At 68.0% G+C, this 16,987-nt stretch carries 13 protein-coding genes; 10 read left to right on the top strand and 3 right to left on the bottom strand.

Annotation, left to right across the window (positions count from 1 at the left end; genetic code table 11):
• Positions 1 to 19: 19 nt before the first annotated feature.
• Positions 20 to 1,081 (top strand): ABC transporter ATP-binding protein, encoded by a 1,062-nt coding sequence (locus ACMUOY_RS15235; protein WP_413893587.1) that lies wholly within the window; start codon positions 20 to 22, stop codon positions 1,079 to 1,081.
• A 34-nt stretch (positions 1,082 to 1,115) separates the two neighbouring features.
• Positions 1,116 to 2,696, top strand: coding sequence for a glucose-6-phosphate isomerase (gene pgi / locus ACMUOY_RS15230; RefSeq protein WP_413893620.1), 1,581 nt, complete (start codon positions 1,116 to 1,118; stop codon positions 2,694 to 2,696).
• A 55-nt stretch (positions 2,697 to 2,751) separates the two neighbouring features.
• Here the strand turns inward: pgi and ACMUOY_RS15225 are convergent, their stop codons facing one another.
• Entirely contained in the window at positions 2,752 to 3,744 is a 993-nt protein-coding gene (locus tag ACMUOY_RS15225; RefSeq protein ID WP_413893586.1) for an alpha/beta hydrolase, read from the bottom strand.
• 49 nt (positions 3,745 to 3,793) lie between these two features.
• Between ACMUOY_RS15225 and ACMUOY_RS15220 the strand changes: the two genes are divergently transcribed.
• Complete coding sequence (locus tag ACMUOY_RS15220) at positions 3,794 to 4,297, top strand: ABC transporter ATP-binding protein (protein ID WP_413893585.1); 504 nt, start codon at positions 3,794 to 3,796, stop codon at positions 4,295 to 4,297.
• A 200-nt stretch (positions 4,298 to 4,497) separates the two neighbouring features.
• Here the strand turns inward: ACMUOY_RS15220 and groL are convergent, their stop codons facing one another.
• Both groL and groES read right to left on the bottom strand, forming a co-directional pair.
• The gene (gene groL, locus ACMUOY_RS15215) at positions 4,498 to 6,156 is read right to left on the bottom strand and encodes a chaperonin GroEL (RefSeq protein ID WP_413893584.1); all 1,659 of its coding nucleotides are present in this window, start codon (positions 6,154 to 6,156) and stop codon (positions 4,498 to 4,500) included.
• A gap of 49 nt (positions 6,157 to 6,205) precedes the next feature.
• Positions 6,206 to 6,496: a co-chaperone GroES gene (gene groES / locus ACMUOY_RS15210; RefSeq protein WP_413893583.1), complete on the bottom strand. Its 291-nt coding sequence runs from the start codon at positions 6,494 to 6,496 to the stop codon at positions 6,206 to 6,208.
• Positions 6,497 to 6,810: 314 nt separating this feature from the next.
• On the opposite strand from groES, the gene ACMUOY_RS15205 reads away from it, so the two are divergent.
• From ACMUOY_RS15205 to ACMUOY_RS15175, 7 genes are all read left to right on the top strand, one after another.
• Complete coding sequence (locus ACMUOY_RS15205; protein ID WP_413893582.1) at positions 6,811 to 7,224, top strand: MAPEG family protein; 414 nt, start codon at positions 6,811 to 6,813, stop codon at positions 7,222 to 7,224.
• 76 nt (positions 7,225 to 7,300) lie between these two features.
• Positions 7,301 to 9,466, top strand: a complete 2,166-nt coding sequence (dinG, locus tag ACMUOY_RS15200) for an ATP-dependent DNA helicase DinG (protein WP_413893581.1) — start codon at positions 7,301 to 7,303, stop codon at positions 9,464 to 9,466.
• Between the two features lie 186 nt (positions 9,467 to 9,652).
• Positions 9,653 to 10,408 carry a methyltransferase family protein gene (locus ACMUOY_RS15195; RefSeq protein ID WP_413893580.1) on the top strand — a complete coding sequence of 252 codons (756 nt, stop codon included), beginning with the start codon at positions 9,653 to 9,655 and terminating at the stop codon, positions 10,406 to 10,408.
• A 273-nt stretch (positions 10,409 to 10,681) separates the two neighbouring features.
• Positions 10,682 to 11,578: a translesion DNA synthesis-associated protein ImuA gene (imuA, locus tag ACMUOY_RS15190; protein WP_413893579.1), complete on the top strand. Its 897-nt coding sequence runs from the start codon at positions 10,682 to 10,684 to the stop codon at positions 11,576 to 11,578.
• Positions 11,541 to 13,064: a Y-family DNA polymerase gene (locus tag ACMUOY_RS15185; protein WP_413893578.1), complete on the top strand. Its 1,524-nt coding sequence runs from the start codon at positions 11,541 to 11,543 to the stop codon at positions 13,062 to 13,064. Before imuA ends, ACMUOY_RS15185 begins: the two co-directional genes overlap by 38 nt.
• 19 nt (positions 13,065 to 13,083) lie before the next feature.
• A complete protein-coding gene (locus ACMUOY_RS15180) occupies positions 13,084 to 16,431 on the top strand; it encodes an error-prone DNA polymerase (RefSeq protein WP_413893577.1) in 3,348 nt (1,115 codons plus the stop codon).
• Between the two features lie 36 nt (positions 16,432 to 16,467).
• A complete protein-coding gene (locus ACMUOY_RS15175) occupies positions 16,468 to 16,746 on the top strand; it encodes a BrnA antitoxin family protein (RefSeq protein WP_413893576.1) in 279 nt (92 codons plus the stop codon).
• The last annotated feature ends 241 nt before the right edge of the window (positions 16,747 to 16,987 follow it).

The raw sequence follows: 16,987 nt of genomic DNA, 5'->3' as shown, positions 1-16,987 counted from the left end.
CCTTCACACCGGAACCACCATGCATCACGGCGTCGAATTCAGGAACATCACCAAGCGTTACGGGCTGCAAGCCTCGGCGCCGCTGGTCGTCAAGGGCGTCAGTTTCGAAGTGCCCAAAGGCACGCTCACCACCATCCTCGGCCCCTCTGGCTGCGGCAAGACCACGGTGCTGCGCATGATTGCCGGACTGGAAATACCCACCGGTGGCCAGATCCTGATGGACGGCAAGGACGTCACCACGCTGGGGCCGGCCGATCGCAACGTCAGCATGATGTTCCAGAGTTACGCGCTGTTCCCGCACATGAACGTGCTGGAAAACGTGATGTACGGGTTGAAGATGTCCGGTGTGGCGCGCGAGGAGGCCCGCGTGCGCGGCAGCGAGGCCCTGAAGAACGTCGGCCTGGTCGGCTACGACGAGCGCCTGCCCAGCGAGCTCTCCGGCGGCCAGCAGCAGCGCGTGGCGCTGGCGCGCGCCCTGGTGCTGGAGCCCGCGGTGCTGCTGTTCGACGAGCCGTTGAGCAACCTCGACGCGCGCCTGCGTCGCGAGATGCGCGAGGAAATCCGCAGCCTGCAGCAACGCCTCAACCTGACCGTGGCCTATGTCACCCACGACCAGAGCGAGGCGCTGGCCGTGAGCGACCAAATCGTGGTGATGAGCGCGGACGGCCTGATTGCGCAACGCGGCTCGCCGCGCGAGATGTACGAGTTTCCGCAGAGCGAATTCGTCGCCGGCTTCATGGGAGAGGCCATGCTGTTCCCGGGCGTGGCGGGGGCCGACGGGCTGGTCCAGCTCGGGCCGCTGTCGATCACGCCGCGCCATGCGTTGGCGCCCGGCGCGGTGAAAGTGGCGGTGCGGCCCGAGGCCTGGCGCATCCATCGCGGCGAGCGGCTGCACGGTGCTGCGGTTGCGGGCAAGCTGCTCAAGGCGGCCTACCTGGGCAGTTTCTTCGAATACACCTTCGAGACGGTGTTGGGCAACATTTTCGTCGTATCACCGGATCTGACCCATGTGCTGGAGCCGGGGGTTGAGGTGGGTCTGGCGTTGGCCGACCATGGGGTGTCGGTGGTCCGGGCCGACTGATAATGGCGGGATGACCGCCCATCTCCCCGACTGGATGAATCGCCCCCGCTGCGACCAGACCCCTGCCTGGCGCGAACTGGGCCGCTGCTACGAGCAGACCGGCCGCGCCTTCGACCTGCGCCAGGCCTTTGCGGCCGAGCCGGATCGGTTTTACCGTTTCAGTGTGAACGCGCCCCAGGTGTTCGCCGACCTGTCGCGCAACCGCATCGATGCCGCGACCACCCAGGCCCTGCTGGCGCTGGCGCAGGAATGCCGGCTGGAACTGCACCGAGATGCGATGTTCGCGGGCGAAGCCATCAACACCACCGAAGGCCGGGCCGTGCTGCACACCCTGCTGCGCTGCCCCCGGTCGGCGCCGGGTGACGCGGTCACGCCGGCGCTGCAACCCCTGCTGAGCGAGGTGCACAACACGCTGGACGCGATGCTGGACTTTGCCGAGACCCTGCGCGCCGACCCGGCCATCACCGACGTGGTGAACATCGGCATCGGCGGCTCGGACCTGGGCCCGCAGATGGCGGTGCTGGCGCTCGACGCGTTCGCCGATTCAGGCAAGCGCCTGCATTTCGTGAGCAACGTCGACGGCCATGAACTGGCGGCCTGCCTGAAGCGCCTGCAGGCGCGCAGCACGGTGTTCCTGATTGCTTCCAAGACCTTCACCACGGTCGAGACCATGACCAACGCTCACTCGGCGCGGCGCTGGTTCGAGGCCAACGGCGGGGGCGCGCTGGATATCGGCCGCCATTTCATCGGGCTGACCACCAACGTGGACGCGGCTCGGGCCTTTGGCATCCGCACCACCTTTGGTTTCTGGGACTGGGTGGGCGGGCGCTACTCGGTCTGGTCGGCCATCGGCCTGCCGCTGGCCATCGCCATCGGCGCGGCTGGCTTTCGCGACTTTCTGGCCGGCGCCCATGCCATGGACCAGCATTTCCGCTGTGCGCCGCTGGCCGACAATCTGCCGGTGCGCCTGGGCCTGCTGGATGTCTGGTACCGCAACTTCCTTGGGTTCACCAGCCGCAGCATCGCGCCGTACCACAGCGCGCTCAAACGCTTTCCGGCCTATCTGCAGCAGCTGGAGATGGAGAGCAACGGCAAGCGGGTGGACCTGGCCGGCCAGCCGCTGCCGTACGGCACCTCGCCCGTGCTGTGGGGCGAGCCGGGCACCAACGGCCAGCATGCCTACTTCCAGATGCTGCACCAGGGCACGGACGTGGTGCCGGTCGAATTCATCGCTGTCGTCAAGGCCCGCCATGACCTCCAGGGGCACCAGCCCATGTTGCTGGCCAATGCGCTGGCGCAGGCGCAGGCGCTGATGCAGGGCAAAGCGGATTCCGGTGGCCAGAAGGACTTCCCCGGCAACCGCCCCAGCACCTTCCTGCTGCTGGGCGACCTGACGCCAGCCAGCCTGGGCGCGCTGATTGCGCTGCACGAACACCGCGTGTTCGTCAGCGGTTCCCTCTGGGGCATCAACAGTTTTGACCAGTGGGGTGTGGAGCTGGGCAAGGTGCTGGCCAAGGACATCGAGCCGCGCCTGACCAGCGGTGACACGGACGGTCTGGACGGTCTGGACGGGTCCAGCGCGGGCCTGTTGCGGCGCATCCGCGCGGTTTTCTAGTCGAAATGGCCGTTTCCCAGCGTGGAATGGTCGTTATTCGCTATGAATATGGAAGTTACCGGGAGGCGCCCTGCGATGGAAGAGCAGCGCTGACGGGTCCATTCGCAGCGGCCGGCGCGGCGGCGCGCTGAAGCAGCTGGGTCCTGAACTGCTGCACCGCCTGCTGGTACTGGGCGCGCCCGGCTTCGTCCAGATCGCTGTGCTTGCCGCCTTCGATCATGACCCATTGCTTGGGTGGATTGGCCGCGGCAAACAGCTTTTCGCCGAGGACCATCGGCACGGTCTTGTCCAGGTTGCCGTGGATCATGAGCAAGGGCTGCTCCACCCGCTTGATCTTGTCGATCGAGGCAAATCGCTCGTCGCTGGTCTTTGAAAGCAGCCAGGCCACGCTGCTGACTTCCAGTGCGATGTCGGGGAAGCTGGTGAACGCCGATTCCAGGATCAGACCCGCATAGTCCGACTGTGGGCGCTGGCGGCTGGCCAGGTCCACGGCCACGCCGCTGCCCATGGAGTGCCCGAAGATCACCCGTCGGTCCGCTCGCGGCTCCCTTCGCTGGAATTCGGCCCATGCCACGTCCGCGTCCTGCAGGATCGTCTGCTCCGACGGCGTGATCGGCGTGCTCAGCCCCCAGCCGCGATATTCCACCGCCAGCACCGAGAAGCCCGCGGTGCGCAGCGCCTCGATCTTGCGCACGTTGGCCACCAGGGTGCGGAAGGTGCCGTGCAGGTACAGCACAGTGGGCGCGCTGCGATCGGCATTCGGCAGCCACCACATTTCGATGCGCTGGGGCGCCGCCGAAGTCGCGGTCGCTTCACTGATCGGCCCGCCGCCATTGGGCGCGCCAGTTCCGGCGGCCGGAACCTCCAGGAAAAACTGCTCGTCGCCGTTGCGAAGCCCGGTGAAATGCGCCGGCACCCCCGGCGTGGGCCGGTAGATCAGCTGGCGCTGCTTGGTGTCCAGCCAGGCACAGCCGCTCAGCGACACCAGGCACAACGCCAGCATCAGGGAAGCGAACCCGCCCGCGTGCAAGCCTGGGTATTTGAGCATCGTCAATAATCGACGGTTTCGTTTCTGTGAATTTTCCGTTTCCATTTCCATGGCAAGACTCATCCGAACCCTTCTGGCCCTGATTGTGGCCTTCCTTGCCTGCAACGCGCTGGCGCAAGACAAACCCATGGTGCCCGAGTTCGACCAAGGCGACAAATTCACCCTGACGGTCAGTCCTTATTCCTACCACTTCAGCACCGACAAGACCTACACCCATGTGTACCTGGTCGGCCTGGAGCGCGAGCATCCGGACAACTCGCTGGACGGCATCGCCTTTTTCAACAATTCGTTCGATCAGCCCACCGTGTACGTCTTCCCGTTCGGGCAGGCCTATCACGGCATCTGGGGGGTTCCCAAACTATCGTTCAAGTGGACGGCCGGTTTGCTGTATGGCTATCTCGGTGAATACAAGAAGCGGGTGCCGCTGAACTACAACGGGTTTTCCCCCGCGGTGAACATCGCGTTGGCCTACCAGTTCACGCCGACCTGGGCTGGACAGGTGATGCTGGGCGGGTCGTTCCTGATGTTCATGATCAACATGCGCATTCCCTAGCGACCTTTGCTTTTCCTGAACAAAGAAAAACCCCGCAAGGCTCGCGCCTTGCGGGGTTTTTTAATTGGATGGTGGCTACTCCTGGCGGAGGTAGCGGGTCGCGTTGCGCAACGGCCCGATGGCTAGGCGCAGACCCGAAGACAGTGCTTTCGGCACGGCAAGGGGATGCAACGACGCCAACGGGTCGTTTCGCAGCGCGATTACATGCCCATGCCGCCCATGCCGCCCATACCACCCATGTCGCCGCCGCCCATGCCGCCCATGCCGCCGGCCGCTTCATCCTTCGGCGCCTCGGCGATCATGCACTCGGTCGTCAGCATCAGGGACGCGACGGAGGCTGCGTTCTGCAGCGCGGTGCGGGTCACCTTGGTCGGGTCCAGGATACCCATTTCGATCATGTCGCCATAGGTGTCGTTGGCGGCGTTGAAGCCGTAGTTGCCCTTGCCGGCCAGCACCGCGTTGACCACCACCGAGGCTTCGCCGCCGGCGTTGTACACGATCTCGCGCAGGGGCGACTCGATGGCCTTCAGCACCAGGGCAATGCCGTGGTCCTGGTCGGAGTTGTCACCCTTGATGGTGCCAGCCGATTGCTTGGCGCGCAGCAGGGCCACGCCACCACCGGCCACGATGCCTTCTTCCACCGCAGCACGCGTGGCGTGCAGGGCGTCTTCGACGCGGGCCTTCTTTTCCTTCATCTCGACTTCGGTGGCAGCGCCGACCTTGATCACGGCCACGCCGCCGGCCAGCTTGGCCACGCGCTCTTGCAGCTTCTCGCGGTCATAGTCGGACGTGGCTTCCTCGATCTGCACACGAACCTGCTTGACGCGGGCTTCGATATCAGCGGCAGCGCCGGCGCCGTCGATGATGATGGTGTTTTCCTTGCCCACTTCGATGCGCTTGGCCGAGCCGAGGTCGGCCAGCGTCACTTTTTCGAGCGTCAGGCCGACTTCTTCAGCGATGACCTTGCCGCCCGTCAGGATGGCGATGTCTTCCAGCATGGCCTTGCGGCGGTCGCCAAAGCCCGGGGCCTTGACAGCCACGACCTTCAGGATGCCGCGGATGGTGTTGACCACCAGCGTCGCCAGGGCTTCGCCTTCGACGTCTTCGGCAATGATCAGCAGCGGACGGCCGGACTTGGCCACCTGCTCCAGCGTGGGCAGCAGGTCGCGGATGTTGCTGATCTTCTTGTCGTACAGCAGCACGAAGGGGTTGTCCAGCAGCGCGGCTTGCTTCTCGGGGTTGTTGATGAAGTAGGGCGACAGGTAGCCGCGGTCGAACTGCATGCCTTCGACGACTTCAAGTTCGCTGTCCAGCGACTTGCCGTCTTCCACGGTGATCACGCCTTCCTTGCCCACTTTGTCCATGGCGTCGGCAATGATCTTGCCGATGGTCTCGTCGCTGTTGGCGGAGATGGAGCCGACCTGGGCGATTTCCTTGGAGGTGGTGGTGGCCTTGGAGGCCTTCTTCAGTTCGGCGACCAGGGCCGTCACGGCCTTGTCGATGCCGCGCTTCAGGTCCATCGGGTTCATGCCGGCGGCCACGTACTTCATGCCTTCGCGAACGATGGCCTGGGCCAGCACGGTGGCGGTGGTGGTGCCGTCACCGGCGATGTCGGAGGTCTTGGAAGCGACTTCCTTGACCATCTGGGCGCCCATGTTCTGGAGCTTGTCCTTCAGTTCGATTTCCTTGGCCACGGACACACCGTCCTTGGTCACGGTGGGGGCGCCGAAGGAGCGCTCCAGCACCACATTGCGGCCCTTGGGGCCCAGGGTAACCTTGACGGCGTTGGCCAGGATGTTCACACCCTCGACCATGCGTGCGCGGGCTTCGCCGCCGAAAATGACGTCTTTTGCTGCCATGTTGAAATTCTCCGGATTCAGTTAATAGGGATTGGGATGCGGTGAGAAATTACTTCTCGACGACTGCGAACAGGTCGTCTTCCTTCATCACGAGCAACTCGTCGCCGTCGACCTTGACGGTCTGGCCGCTGTACTTGCCGAACAGGACGCGGTCGCCGACCTTGACGGTCAGGGCGGTCAGTTCGCCCTTGTCGTTGCGCTTGCCCGGGCCCACGGCCAGCACTTCACCCTGGTCCGGCTTTTCAGCGGCGCTGTCGGGGATCACGATGCCGGAAGCGGTCTTGGTTTCATTTTCGACGCGCTTGACGATGACGCGGTCTGCGAGGGGACGAAGTTTCATGGGATCTCCTTGAATGTGAAACAAGAGGTTGTCATCAAAAAGCGCCGACTCCAGCGATGAAGTTAGCGCTTGTTAACTTGTGGGGAGCGAATGCTAGCACTCAACCCCAACGAGTGCTAATGATACGGCCTTTTGACCCGATTTCAAGGGCGGTGCCATGAAAACCCGGGCATTTGCCGGATAAAAAACCGCGCCGCCAGCCAAGACCCTGCCGAGCGACGGGTTGCCGCCGGGCCGGCCGGACGCTACATTGCAGGCGTTGCATCCGGCCAGCAGCTGCCACCCCGCCACCCGGCCGGACCAAGGAGATCTACATGACCGTCACGCCCACCGCCTTTGCCCTGACCGGTTTCATCGCCTGGACGCTGGCCCTGCTGGTGCTCATGGAAGGCATCCGCAGTGCGCTGGTGGCCCGCAAGGTGGTGCCGGCCAACGGTTTCAATCCTGAGAACAGCAACCTGTCTCCCTTCATGCAGCGGCTGGCCCGGGCGCATGCCAATTGCCTGGAGGGGCTGCCCCTGTTCGGTGGCCTGATGCTGGTGGCGCTGGTCACCGGCCGCAGCGCGGTGACCGATCCGCTGGCGATGGTGCTGCTCGGCGCGCGCATCGTCCAGTCCTGCATCCACCTCGCCTCGCTCAGCCCCACGGCCGTGACCCTGCGTTTCAGTGCCTTTGCGGTGCAGATGGGCATCGGCGTCTGGTGGGCCTGGCGCCTGCTCACGGCCTGAGCGCGCAGGCCCGGGGCGCCAGTGGCCGGGTTGGGCATGACCCGGCTGCACCACTGCGCCATGCCACACTCGGGCCATGTCCCTGTCCCCGCTCGCCGCCTACGCCTTGCAGGCTTTCGATGCCGTCGTCGCGGCCGATGTCGGCTTTCGCGACCGCCCCGGCCAGCGCCAGATGGCCGAACAGGTGGCTCGCACCTTCGCCGAGGCCGCGCTGGGCAAGGCGGACGACGACGCGGCCGAGCCGGTGCGCTCGATCGCCGTGATCCAGGCCGGCACCGGCGTGGGCAAGTCGCTGGCCTATTGCGCGCCGGCCATCGCGCTGGCCCTGGCGCGCCACACGCGGGTGCTGATCTCCACCGCCACCGTGGCGCTTCAGGAGCAACTGGTCAACAAGGACCTGCCCGCCCTGGCGGCGCAGATGCCGCAGCCGTTCCGCTTTGCGCTGGCCAAGGGGCGTGGTCGCTACGTCTGCAAGCTCAAGCTCAACCGCGTGGCGGGCGGCCCGGCCGACGGTGACGACGACCTGTTCGAGGACGAGGAGCCCGGCGAAGGCTTCGCGCGGCGCAACACCACCGAGGCGCGGGTGCACCTGTATGCCGACATGGCGCACGCGCTGGCCCACGCCAGCTGGGACGGCGACCGCGACACGCTGGCCGATCCGCCCGAGCCCGATCTCTGGAACCCGGTGGCTGCCGATGCGCGTTCGTGCACCGGCCGGCATTGCCCGCTGTTCAGCAACTGCACCTATTACGACAAGCGCAAGGATCTGGTGGGCGCACAGGTGATCGTGGCCAACCACGACCTGCTGCTGTCCTCGCTGGGCTCGCGCCTGCTGCCCGAGCTGGACCACTGCCTGCTGGTGCTGGACGAAGGCCACCACCTGCCGGCCACCGCGCTGGACCAGTTTGCCTGCTCGATGGACCTCTCGCGCACCAACTGGCTCGACCGGTTGGCCGCGCGCGTGGTGCGCATCGGCGGGCTGGTGAACGTGTCCGAGGTGGCCGACGTCTACCGGCTGTCCAGCCAGCTCAAGCAGACCCTGTCGGACCTCTCCAGGCTCGTGATGGACCTGTATGGCGCCCAGCTCAAGGAGGTCAAGGGCGCCTGGGGGCCGGCGCGCGCGCGGCTGCCGCAGGGCGTGCTGCCCGCCGCGCTGGAGGAGCCGCTGCGTCTGCTCAGCGTGACCGCCGAGAGCTACCTGGCCTGCGTGGCCACCGTGGGCAAGGCCCTGCGCGCGGAAATCCGCGACAAGCCCGACGAGGCGCGCCGCCTGTCCACCCTGTACGCCCAGATCGGCATGCTCGCGCCCCGGCTGGAGGATGTCTACAACACCGCGCACCTGCTGCTGCAAGCGCCCGGCCCCGACGAAGCGCCCGCGGCCAAGTGGTTCACCTGCGACGTGGTGGGCGAGTTCATCGTCGTCAAGGCGCACGCCAGCCCGATCCTGCCCGGCGCCACGCTGCGCACGCATCTGTGGTCGGCGGTGCGCGGCGCGGTCATCACCTCGGCCACGCTGACCAGTTGCGGCCAGTTCGACTTTTTCCTGCGCGAGTCCGGCCTGCAGGGCGACCCGGCCGCCGTCACGCTGGAGGTCGACAGCCCGTTCGACTTTGCCGCCCAGGGCCGCTTCATCACCTCGGAGACGGCCGCCGACCCCAAGGATGCCGCCGCCTTCAACGCCGACGTGGCGCGCGCGCTGATCCGCGACCTGCGCGAGGTGCGCCACGGCGCGCTGGCGCTGTTCACCTCGCGCGAGCAGTTGCGCGTGACGGTCGAGGCGTTGCCGGGTGACCTGCGCGACGTGGTGCTGGTGCAGACCGAGCTGCCGCGCGCGGTGCTGCTCAAGCGCCACCGCGAGCGCGTGGAGGCCGGCGGCGTGTCGGTCATCTTCGGCATGCAGTCCTTCGGCGAGGGGCTGGACTTGCCGGGGCAGCTCTGCGAGAGCGTGTTCATCGCCAAGCTGCCTTTCGCTCCGCCGGACGACCCGGTGGGCGAGGCGCGCGCCGAATGGTTGCGCGCCGTGGGCCGCGACCCGTTCACCGAACTGGTGGTTCCGGCCACCGCCATGCGCCTGGCCCAGTGGGCCGGCCGCGCCATCCGCACCGAGACCGACCAGGCCTTCGTCTACTGCTACGACCGTCGCCTCACGCGCACCGGCTACGGTAAACGCCTGATGCAAGGCCTGCCGCCGTTCACCGTGGTGCGCCACGACGCCCAAGGGCGCGAGGTGGTGGCCGGCTGACGGCGGTCCATGCGGGCGGGATCAGGCCGGCGGGGCACTCGGCTCCGCGAATGTCCCCCGGCCGTTGGCCTCCTCCTTGATTTCGCTGCGCCGAGCACCCCGCCAACCTGATTCCGGGTTGTCCGCCTTGCGGCCCGTGGCGGGGCTGTTTATCCTGCTCATCCTGCCCGCACCAAGGAACCCCCGATGAAAGGCGCCAACCCGGTTTCCGCCGCCGCTGCTTCAGCCAGCCCTGGGCCTGCCTGGGCGCTGGCCCTGCGCCGGTTCAACAACTGGCTGTCGCAGGATTTTCTGGGCGGGCCGCGGCCGTGGAAGTTCGCCTGGGTCATCAATTTTCAAAAGGGCGGCACCTTCTTCTTCCTCGGTTTCCTGATCTGGTGGTACGGCAACACCTCCACCGCGGCTTGGGTCTACCTGGCGCTGCACGGTACCTACGGGCTGGTCTGGCTGGTCAAGGACCTGGCTTTCCCCGACCCGAACTGGCAGATCAAGATCACCATCGGCGGCGGCATCAACGCCTTCCTGGGCGTGCTGGGCTGGTACTGGGTGTTCGGCTGGCTGCTGATCTCGGGCACGGTGCGGCCGGTGTACCCGCTGCCGGATCCCATCTGGTTCGCGCTGTGCATCAGCCTGTGCATGCTGGGCTCGGTCATCATGATCGCGGCCGACGCGCAGAAGTACTTCACCCTGCGCGTGAAGCGCGGGCTCATCACCGACGGCATGCACCGCTACATCCGCCACCCCAATTACCTGGGCGAGATGATGATCTACGGCAGCTTTGCGCTGATGGTCTGGCACTGGCTGCCGGTGCTGGTGTTGGCCTGGGTGTGGCTGGGGCTGTTCTCGGTCAACATGGTGCTGAAGGAAGCCAGCATGTCACGCTACCCCGAGTGGGCGGCGTACAAGAAGCGCACCTGGTGGCTGGTGCCCGGGCTGCTCTGAGCGGGGTGCGCTGACCCCCGGCGGGCCGGAATCAGGCCGGCGGGGCACTCCGCTCCGCGAATGTCCCCCGGCCGTTGGCCTCCTCCTTGATTTCGCTGCGCCGAGCGCCCCGCCGGCCTGATTCCGTGTTCTCCGCCTTGCAGCATGCCCCGGCGCATTGCCGAGTCAGGCCCCGGATTGGCAAGCCCGCGAAAGCCCTCTATACTGTTTATCCGTACAGTATTCAGGACCGCTTTCACCCCTCGTTGCCGAGGCCAGTTGCCGGCTTGCGCCATGCCATCCCCCGCGTTGTCTCCTGCTTCTTCCCTGGCCCTGTCCCGCGCCCGGCCCGCTTCGGCGGCGCCTGAGGCCCTGGGGGGCGGCGCCGTCTGGCGCGCCGACGAGCTCGCGCGCAACACCGGCGCCACGCGGCCCACGGGCCATGCGGCGCTGGATGCCGTGCTGCCCGGGGGCGGCTGGCCGGTGGGGGCACTGGTGGAGGTGCTGCAGCCGCAGGCCGGGCAGGGCGAATGGCGGCTGCTGCTGCCGGCGCTGGGGGCGTCTTCGGCGGGCGCGCTGGTGCTGGTCAACCCGCCGCACCGGCCCTTCGTGCCGGCTCTGGCGGCGCAGGGGCTGGACGCCTCGCGCCTGCTGATGCTGCAAGGCCCCACGCTGGCGCGTGACGCAGCCGCCCGTGTCTGGGCCTGCGAGCAGGCGCTGCGCTGCGCGGGCGTGAGCGCCGTGCTGGCCTGGCTGCCGCAGGTGCGGCCCGAGCAGTTGCGCCGGCTGCAGATGGCGGCGCAGAACTTTCAGCAGGCGCTGTTCGTGATGCGCCCGCTGGCCGCGCAGCAGGAGGCCTCGCCCGCCGTGCTGCGGCTGCTGCTGGAGTCCGGCGAGGGCGCCGACGCGCTGACGCTGCGCCTGCTCAAGCGCCGCGGCCCGCCGCTGACCACACCGCTGGTGCTGCCGGCGCGGCCCGAGCGGCTGCAGGCCTTGCTCACCGCCAGCCGCCAGCAGTCCGCGCGCCGCCGCCAGGGCCAGGGCGTGGCCCTGCCTGCCGTCGCCCCGTCTGCCCCGCCGCCGGCCAGCGCGGTGTTGGCGGCGCTGGTGCGCACCCGCGTCCCTGCTGGCGTGGCCCCATCCGGAGGTCCCGGTGCACTGGATCGCCTTGTTGCCCCTGCCGCACGCTGAAGCGCCGGCCGCCACGGAGCAGGACGAAGCCCTGCGCCTGTGGAGCTGGCGCGCCCTGCAGTTCACGCCGCGCGTGGCGCGGGCCGATGGGGCGGTGGTGCTGGAAATTTCCGCCAGCGAGCGGCTGTTCGGCGGCCGCCGGACGCTGCTCAGGCAGCTTTTTGAACAAAATGAGCCTCATCCCAGCGTGGAATGGTCACAAGGCGCTACTTCTTTGGTAGCGATCGGGCGCTTGCTCGAACGCCTTCAGGCCCGCCAGCACGGCGCCCCCGGGCCCGCCGCCACGCCGCCCGCCCAGCTGCCGCTGGCCGCGCTGGCTGCCGCCCGGGCGCACCTGCCCACACTGCAGCGCCTGGGCTGCCGCACCTGGGGCGACCTGCGCGCGCTGCCGCGTGGCGGTCTGGTGCGGCGTTTTGGCGATGGCCTGCTCGATGCGCTTGACCAGGCCTTTGGCGAGAAGCCCGAGCTCTACCCCTGGCTCACGCTGCCCGAGGCCTTCGACGAGCCGCTGGAGCTGCCCGCGCATGTGGAAAACGCCAGCGCCCTGCTGTTCGGCGCGCGCCGCCTGCTGGCGCTGTTGCACGCCTGGCTGCAGGCGCGCCAGCGGGGCGCGCTGGTGCTGCGCCTGGGCTGGCAGATGGACCGCCGCCGCAACGGCCCCACCGACGACCACCTGCTGGTGCGCACCGCCGAGCCCACGCTGGACATGGCCCATTTCGAGCGCCTGCTGGCCGAGCACCTGGCGCACGTCACGCTGGCGGCGCCCGCCATCGCGCTGCGCCTGGCCACGGTGGAGACCGCGCCGCTGCCCGGGGCCAGCGCCAGCCTGCTGCTGGAAGACCGGCGCCAGGGCGACAGCCTGCACCAGCTCGTCGAGCGCCTGAGCGCGCGCCTGGGCGCGGCCCAGGTGCAGCGTGTCGAGCCCCGCGCCGACCACCGGCCCGAGCGCATGCAGGCCTGGTCGGCGGCGGTGGAGGCTTCAAACTTAATAGCAAACAATGACCAGAAGACGCTGGGAGGAGGCCCAAAAAGCTTGAAAACTGCCAGAAAGAAGACCACCAAGCTACCGGCAGCCGCTGGATCGGGCGCCGGGGCGCAAGGCGCCCGGTCTGTTGCGTCCGAGCCTGCCGAAGCCCTTCACCCAAGCCAACCGGCCAGGCCTCGTGCGGCGGGTTCAAAGGCCGCTTCCAGCACCCTGCAGCCCGACGCCCTCTACCCCACCTGGCTGCTCGCCACGCCACAGCGGCTGACGGTGCAGCGCCACCGCCCGCTCTACCAGGGCCCGCTCACCCTGCTGGCCGGGCCGCAGCGCATAGAGGCCGCCTGGTGGGAGCCCGACGCCACCGGCACCGCCGCCGCCCCGGCCGCGCTGCGTGACTACTTCGTCGCCCGCAGCGCGCAGGCCGGCCTGCTCTGGATCTACCGCGAGCGGCTGGCGCAGGCCGGAGCCCAGCCGGGGTGGTTTCTGCATGGCCTGTTCGCCTGAAATCTCTTGAATCCCAGCCATGTCCTCCCCGTCACCGGCTCCCGCCGTCTTCCCCGGCCTTCCCGCCTACGCCGAGCTGCATTGCCGCACCAACTTCAGCTTCCAGGTGGGCGCCTCGCACGCCGAGGAGCTGGTGGCGCGCGCCCATGCGCTGGGCTACACCGCGCTGGCCATCACCGACGAATGCTCGGTGGCCGGGCTGGTGCGCGCGCATGCCGAGGCCAAGAAGCTCGGTCTCAAGCTGCTGGCTGGCAGCGAGTTCGTGCTCGATGGCGGTGACGGGCGCTTTCGCCTGATCGCGCTGGCGCACAACCTCAACGGCTGGGGCGCGCTGTGCGAGTTCATCACCGCCGGCCGCCGCGCCGCGCCCAAGGGCGAGTACCGCCTGGGCTGGCAGGACGTCACCGCCGATCGCCTGCCCGATTGCGAACTCATCCTGGCGCCGGACCGGCTCACCCGAAGCGCTATCACCTTGGAAGCACTCTGTGACCGTGCGACGCTGGGAAGGCAGCAATTTGGTCCCCATTTCTGGCTCGCCGCCGAGTTGCTGCACGGCCTGGACGACGACCTGTGGCTCACGCAGCTTGAACAGGCCTCGGCGGCCACCGGTGTGCCACTGGTGGCCGCGGGCGACGTGGTCATGCACGTGCGCTCGCGCAAGGTGCTGCACGACGTGCTGACCGCCGTGCGCCTGGGCACGCCGGTGGCCCAGTGCGGCTTCGGCCTGCAGCCCAACGCCGAGGCACACCTGCGCCCGCGCCTGCGCCTGGCCGCGCTTTACCCGCCCGGGCTGCTGGCCAACACCACGGTGGTGGCCGCGCGCTGCCGCTTCAGCCTGGACGAGCTGCGCTACCAGTACCCCATGGAGACCGTGCTGCCCGGCACCACGCCCGCGATGACCCTGCGCCACCACACCGAGGAGGGCGCCCGCGTGCGTTACCCCCAAGGCGTGCCCGCCCCCGTGCAGAAACAGATCGAGCACGAGCTGGCGCTGATCGCCGAGCTGCAGTACGAGATGTACTTCCTCACCGTGCACGACCTGGTGCGCTTTGCGCGCAGCCGCGGCATCCTGTGCCAGGGGCGCGGCTCGGCGGCCAATTCTGCCGTGTGCTACTGCCTGGGCGTGACCGAGGTGGACCCCGCGCGCATGAGCGTGCTGTTCGAGCGCTTCATCTCCCGCGAGCGCAACGAGCCACCCGACATCGACGTCGACTTCGAGCACCAGCGCCGCGAAGAGGTCATCCAGTACATCTACGCCAAGTACGGCCGCGAACGCGCCGCGCTGACCGCCGTGGTCATCTGCTGGCGGACCCGCAGCGCGCTGCGTGATGCGGGCCGGGCACTGGGCATGGACCTGGCGCAGATCGACGCGCTGGCCAAGGAGCATTACTGGTTCGACGGCAGCGAAGGCGCGGCCCAGCGCGTGCGCGACGCCGGCCTGGACCCCGAGGACCTGCGCGTGCGCCAGTGGCTGGAGACCGCCGCACAGCTCCTCACCTTTCCGCGTCACCTGAGCCAGCACGTGGGCGGCTTCGTGCTCACGCAAGGCCTGCTCACCCGCCTGGTGCCGGTGGAGAACGCCGCCATGCCGGAGCGCTCCATCATCCAGTGGGACAAGGACGACCTCGACGCCGTGGGCCTGCTGAAGGTGGACGTGCTGGCCCTGGGCATGCTCAGCGTCATCCGCCGCTGCCTGGCGCTGGTGAGCGCGCGCCGGGGCGTGGACTTCCGCATGCAGGACATCCCCGGCGACGACCCCGCCACCTGGGACATGATCTGCGCCGCCGACACTGTGGGCGTGTTCCAGATCGAAAGCCGCGCGCAGATGAGCATGCTGCCGCGCCTCAAACCCCGCTGCTTCTACGACCTGGTGATCGAGGTGGCCATCGTGCGCCCCGGCCCCATCCAGGGCGGCATGGTGCACCCCTACCTGCGCCGCCGCCAGGGGCTGGAGCCGGTGGAGTTTCCGCAAGAGGCGCTGCGCGAGGCGCTGGGCCGCACGCTGGGCGTGCCCATCTTCCAGGAGCAGGTGATGCAGATCGCCATGCTGGCCGCGGGCTTCAGTGCTGGCGAGGCCGACAGCCTGCGCCGCTCCATGGCCGCGTGGAAGCGCAAGGGCGGTGTGCACAAGTTCCACGAGCGCATCGTCGGCGGCATGGTCGAGCGCGGCTACACCGAAGCATTCGCGCAAGGCATCTTCCGCCAGATCGAAGGCTTCGGCGAATACGGCTTCCCCGAGAGCCACGCCGCCAGCTTTGCGCTGCTGGTGTGGGTGAGCTGCTGGCTCAAGCGCCACGAGCCTGCCGCCTTCCTCGCCGCCATGCTCAACAGCCAGCCCCTGGGCTTCTACACCCCCAGCCAGCTCGTGCAAGACGCCCGCCGCCACCACATCGAAGTCCGCCCCATCGACGTCACCACCAGCGACTGGGATTGCACGCTAGAAGAAGATGCGGCGTCACCGAAATGGGGGGAAATGGGGTCGGATCCCGATTCGGCCCCCCTCGCCGGAAATCACATCCGCCCTTCATCCGAATCGGGCTCTGACCCCATTTCCCCACCCCCCGAAGCATCCAGGATCCTCCCGACGAAATCGGGCTCTGACCCCCATTTCCCCAACCCGGGCCAAGAGCCTGCATCAAAAGCTCCCCACCCACCCGTCCGCCTAGGCCTCCGCCTCGTCGCCACCCTCTCCGAACCCGCCGCCCGCCGCATCCTCGCCGCCCGCCAGCACCACCCCTTCACCACCACCGAAGACCTCGCCCTGCGCGCCGCCCTCGACGCCGGCGACCTCAAGGCTCTGGCCGCCGCCGACGCGCTGACCGCCCTCTCAGGCCACCGCCGCCAGCAGGTCTGGGACGCCTCGGCCCTGCACCGCGCGCCCGAGCTGCTGCGCGAAGCGCCCACCCACGAGCTGCCCCTGGCGCTGATCGAAGCCGGCGAGGGCGAAGCCATCACCCACGACTACGCCGCCACCGGCCTCACCCTGCGACGCCACCCGCTGGCGCTGCTGCGCCCCGAACTGGCCCGCTGGAAGCTGCTGACCGCCGCCCAGCTGCGCGTCCTGCCCGACGGCACCCCCACGCGCGCCTGCGGCATCGTCACCGTGCGCCAGCAACCCGGCACTGCCAAGGGCGTGACCTTCGTAACGCTGGAGGACGAGACCGGCACCGTCAACGTCATCGTCTGGAAAGCCCTGCGCGAGCGCCAGCGCCGCGAGCTGGTGCGCTCCCGCCTGCTGGCGGTGCAAGGCACCTGGCAGCGCGACGTGGAAAGCGGCGGCGAAGTGCGCCACCTGATCGCCACGCGCCTGCGTGACCTCACGCCGCTGCTGGGCGATCTGATGACGGGGAGCCGGGATTTTCATTAGTTTTTTGTGCATACGATAAATGGATACCATGCGCAAATGCCAAGAACCAGAACCCTGACTGACGCCAGCGGCGAAGTGCCCCCGCTCACCGATGCGGCGCTGCGGGCGCTGCAGCCGGCCGGAAAACTGCCTGCCGCCCTGCAACGCAAACTGGGCGTGCGCGGACCGCAGCGAACCCCCACCAAGGAACGCATCACCATCCGCCTTTCGCACGATGTGGTGGAGCAATTTCGCGCCACCGGCGACGGCTGGCAGACCCGCATCGACAAGGCACTGCAAGAGTGGCTGAGTGCCCGCGGGCATTCCGCTACCTAATGGCAGCGCGCCTGACGCCGCTGCTGGGCAATTTGATGACGGGGAGCCGGGACTTCCGGTGAGGGGAGGGTGGTGCGTGGTCTGGATTCGCCAAAGGGCCGTCGGAAAAAGCATTTCACGCGAAGAATCCAACAAAAATGGCCTGTTCCCAGCGTCGAATGGTCATTATTGAGACTTACATAATTCATGACATCACCAGAGCGTAGCCTGCATCCAGCAAGCGGCAATGATGGACGGACGC

The organism is Candidatus Skiveiella danica (genome assembly GCF_022705245.1).
GTDB classification, from domain to species: Bacteria; Pseudomonadota; Gammaproteobacteria; order Burkholderiales; family Burkholderiaceae_C; genus Skiveiella; species Skiveiella danica.
This window is presented reverse-complemented; position numbering and strand designations above follow the sequence as displayed.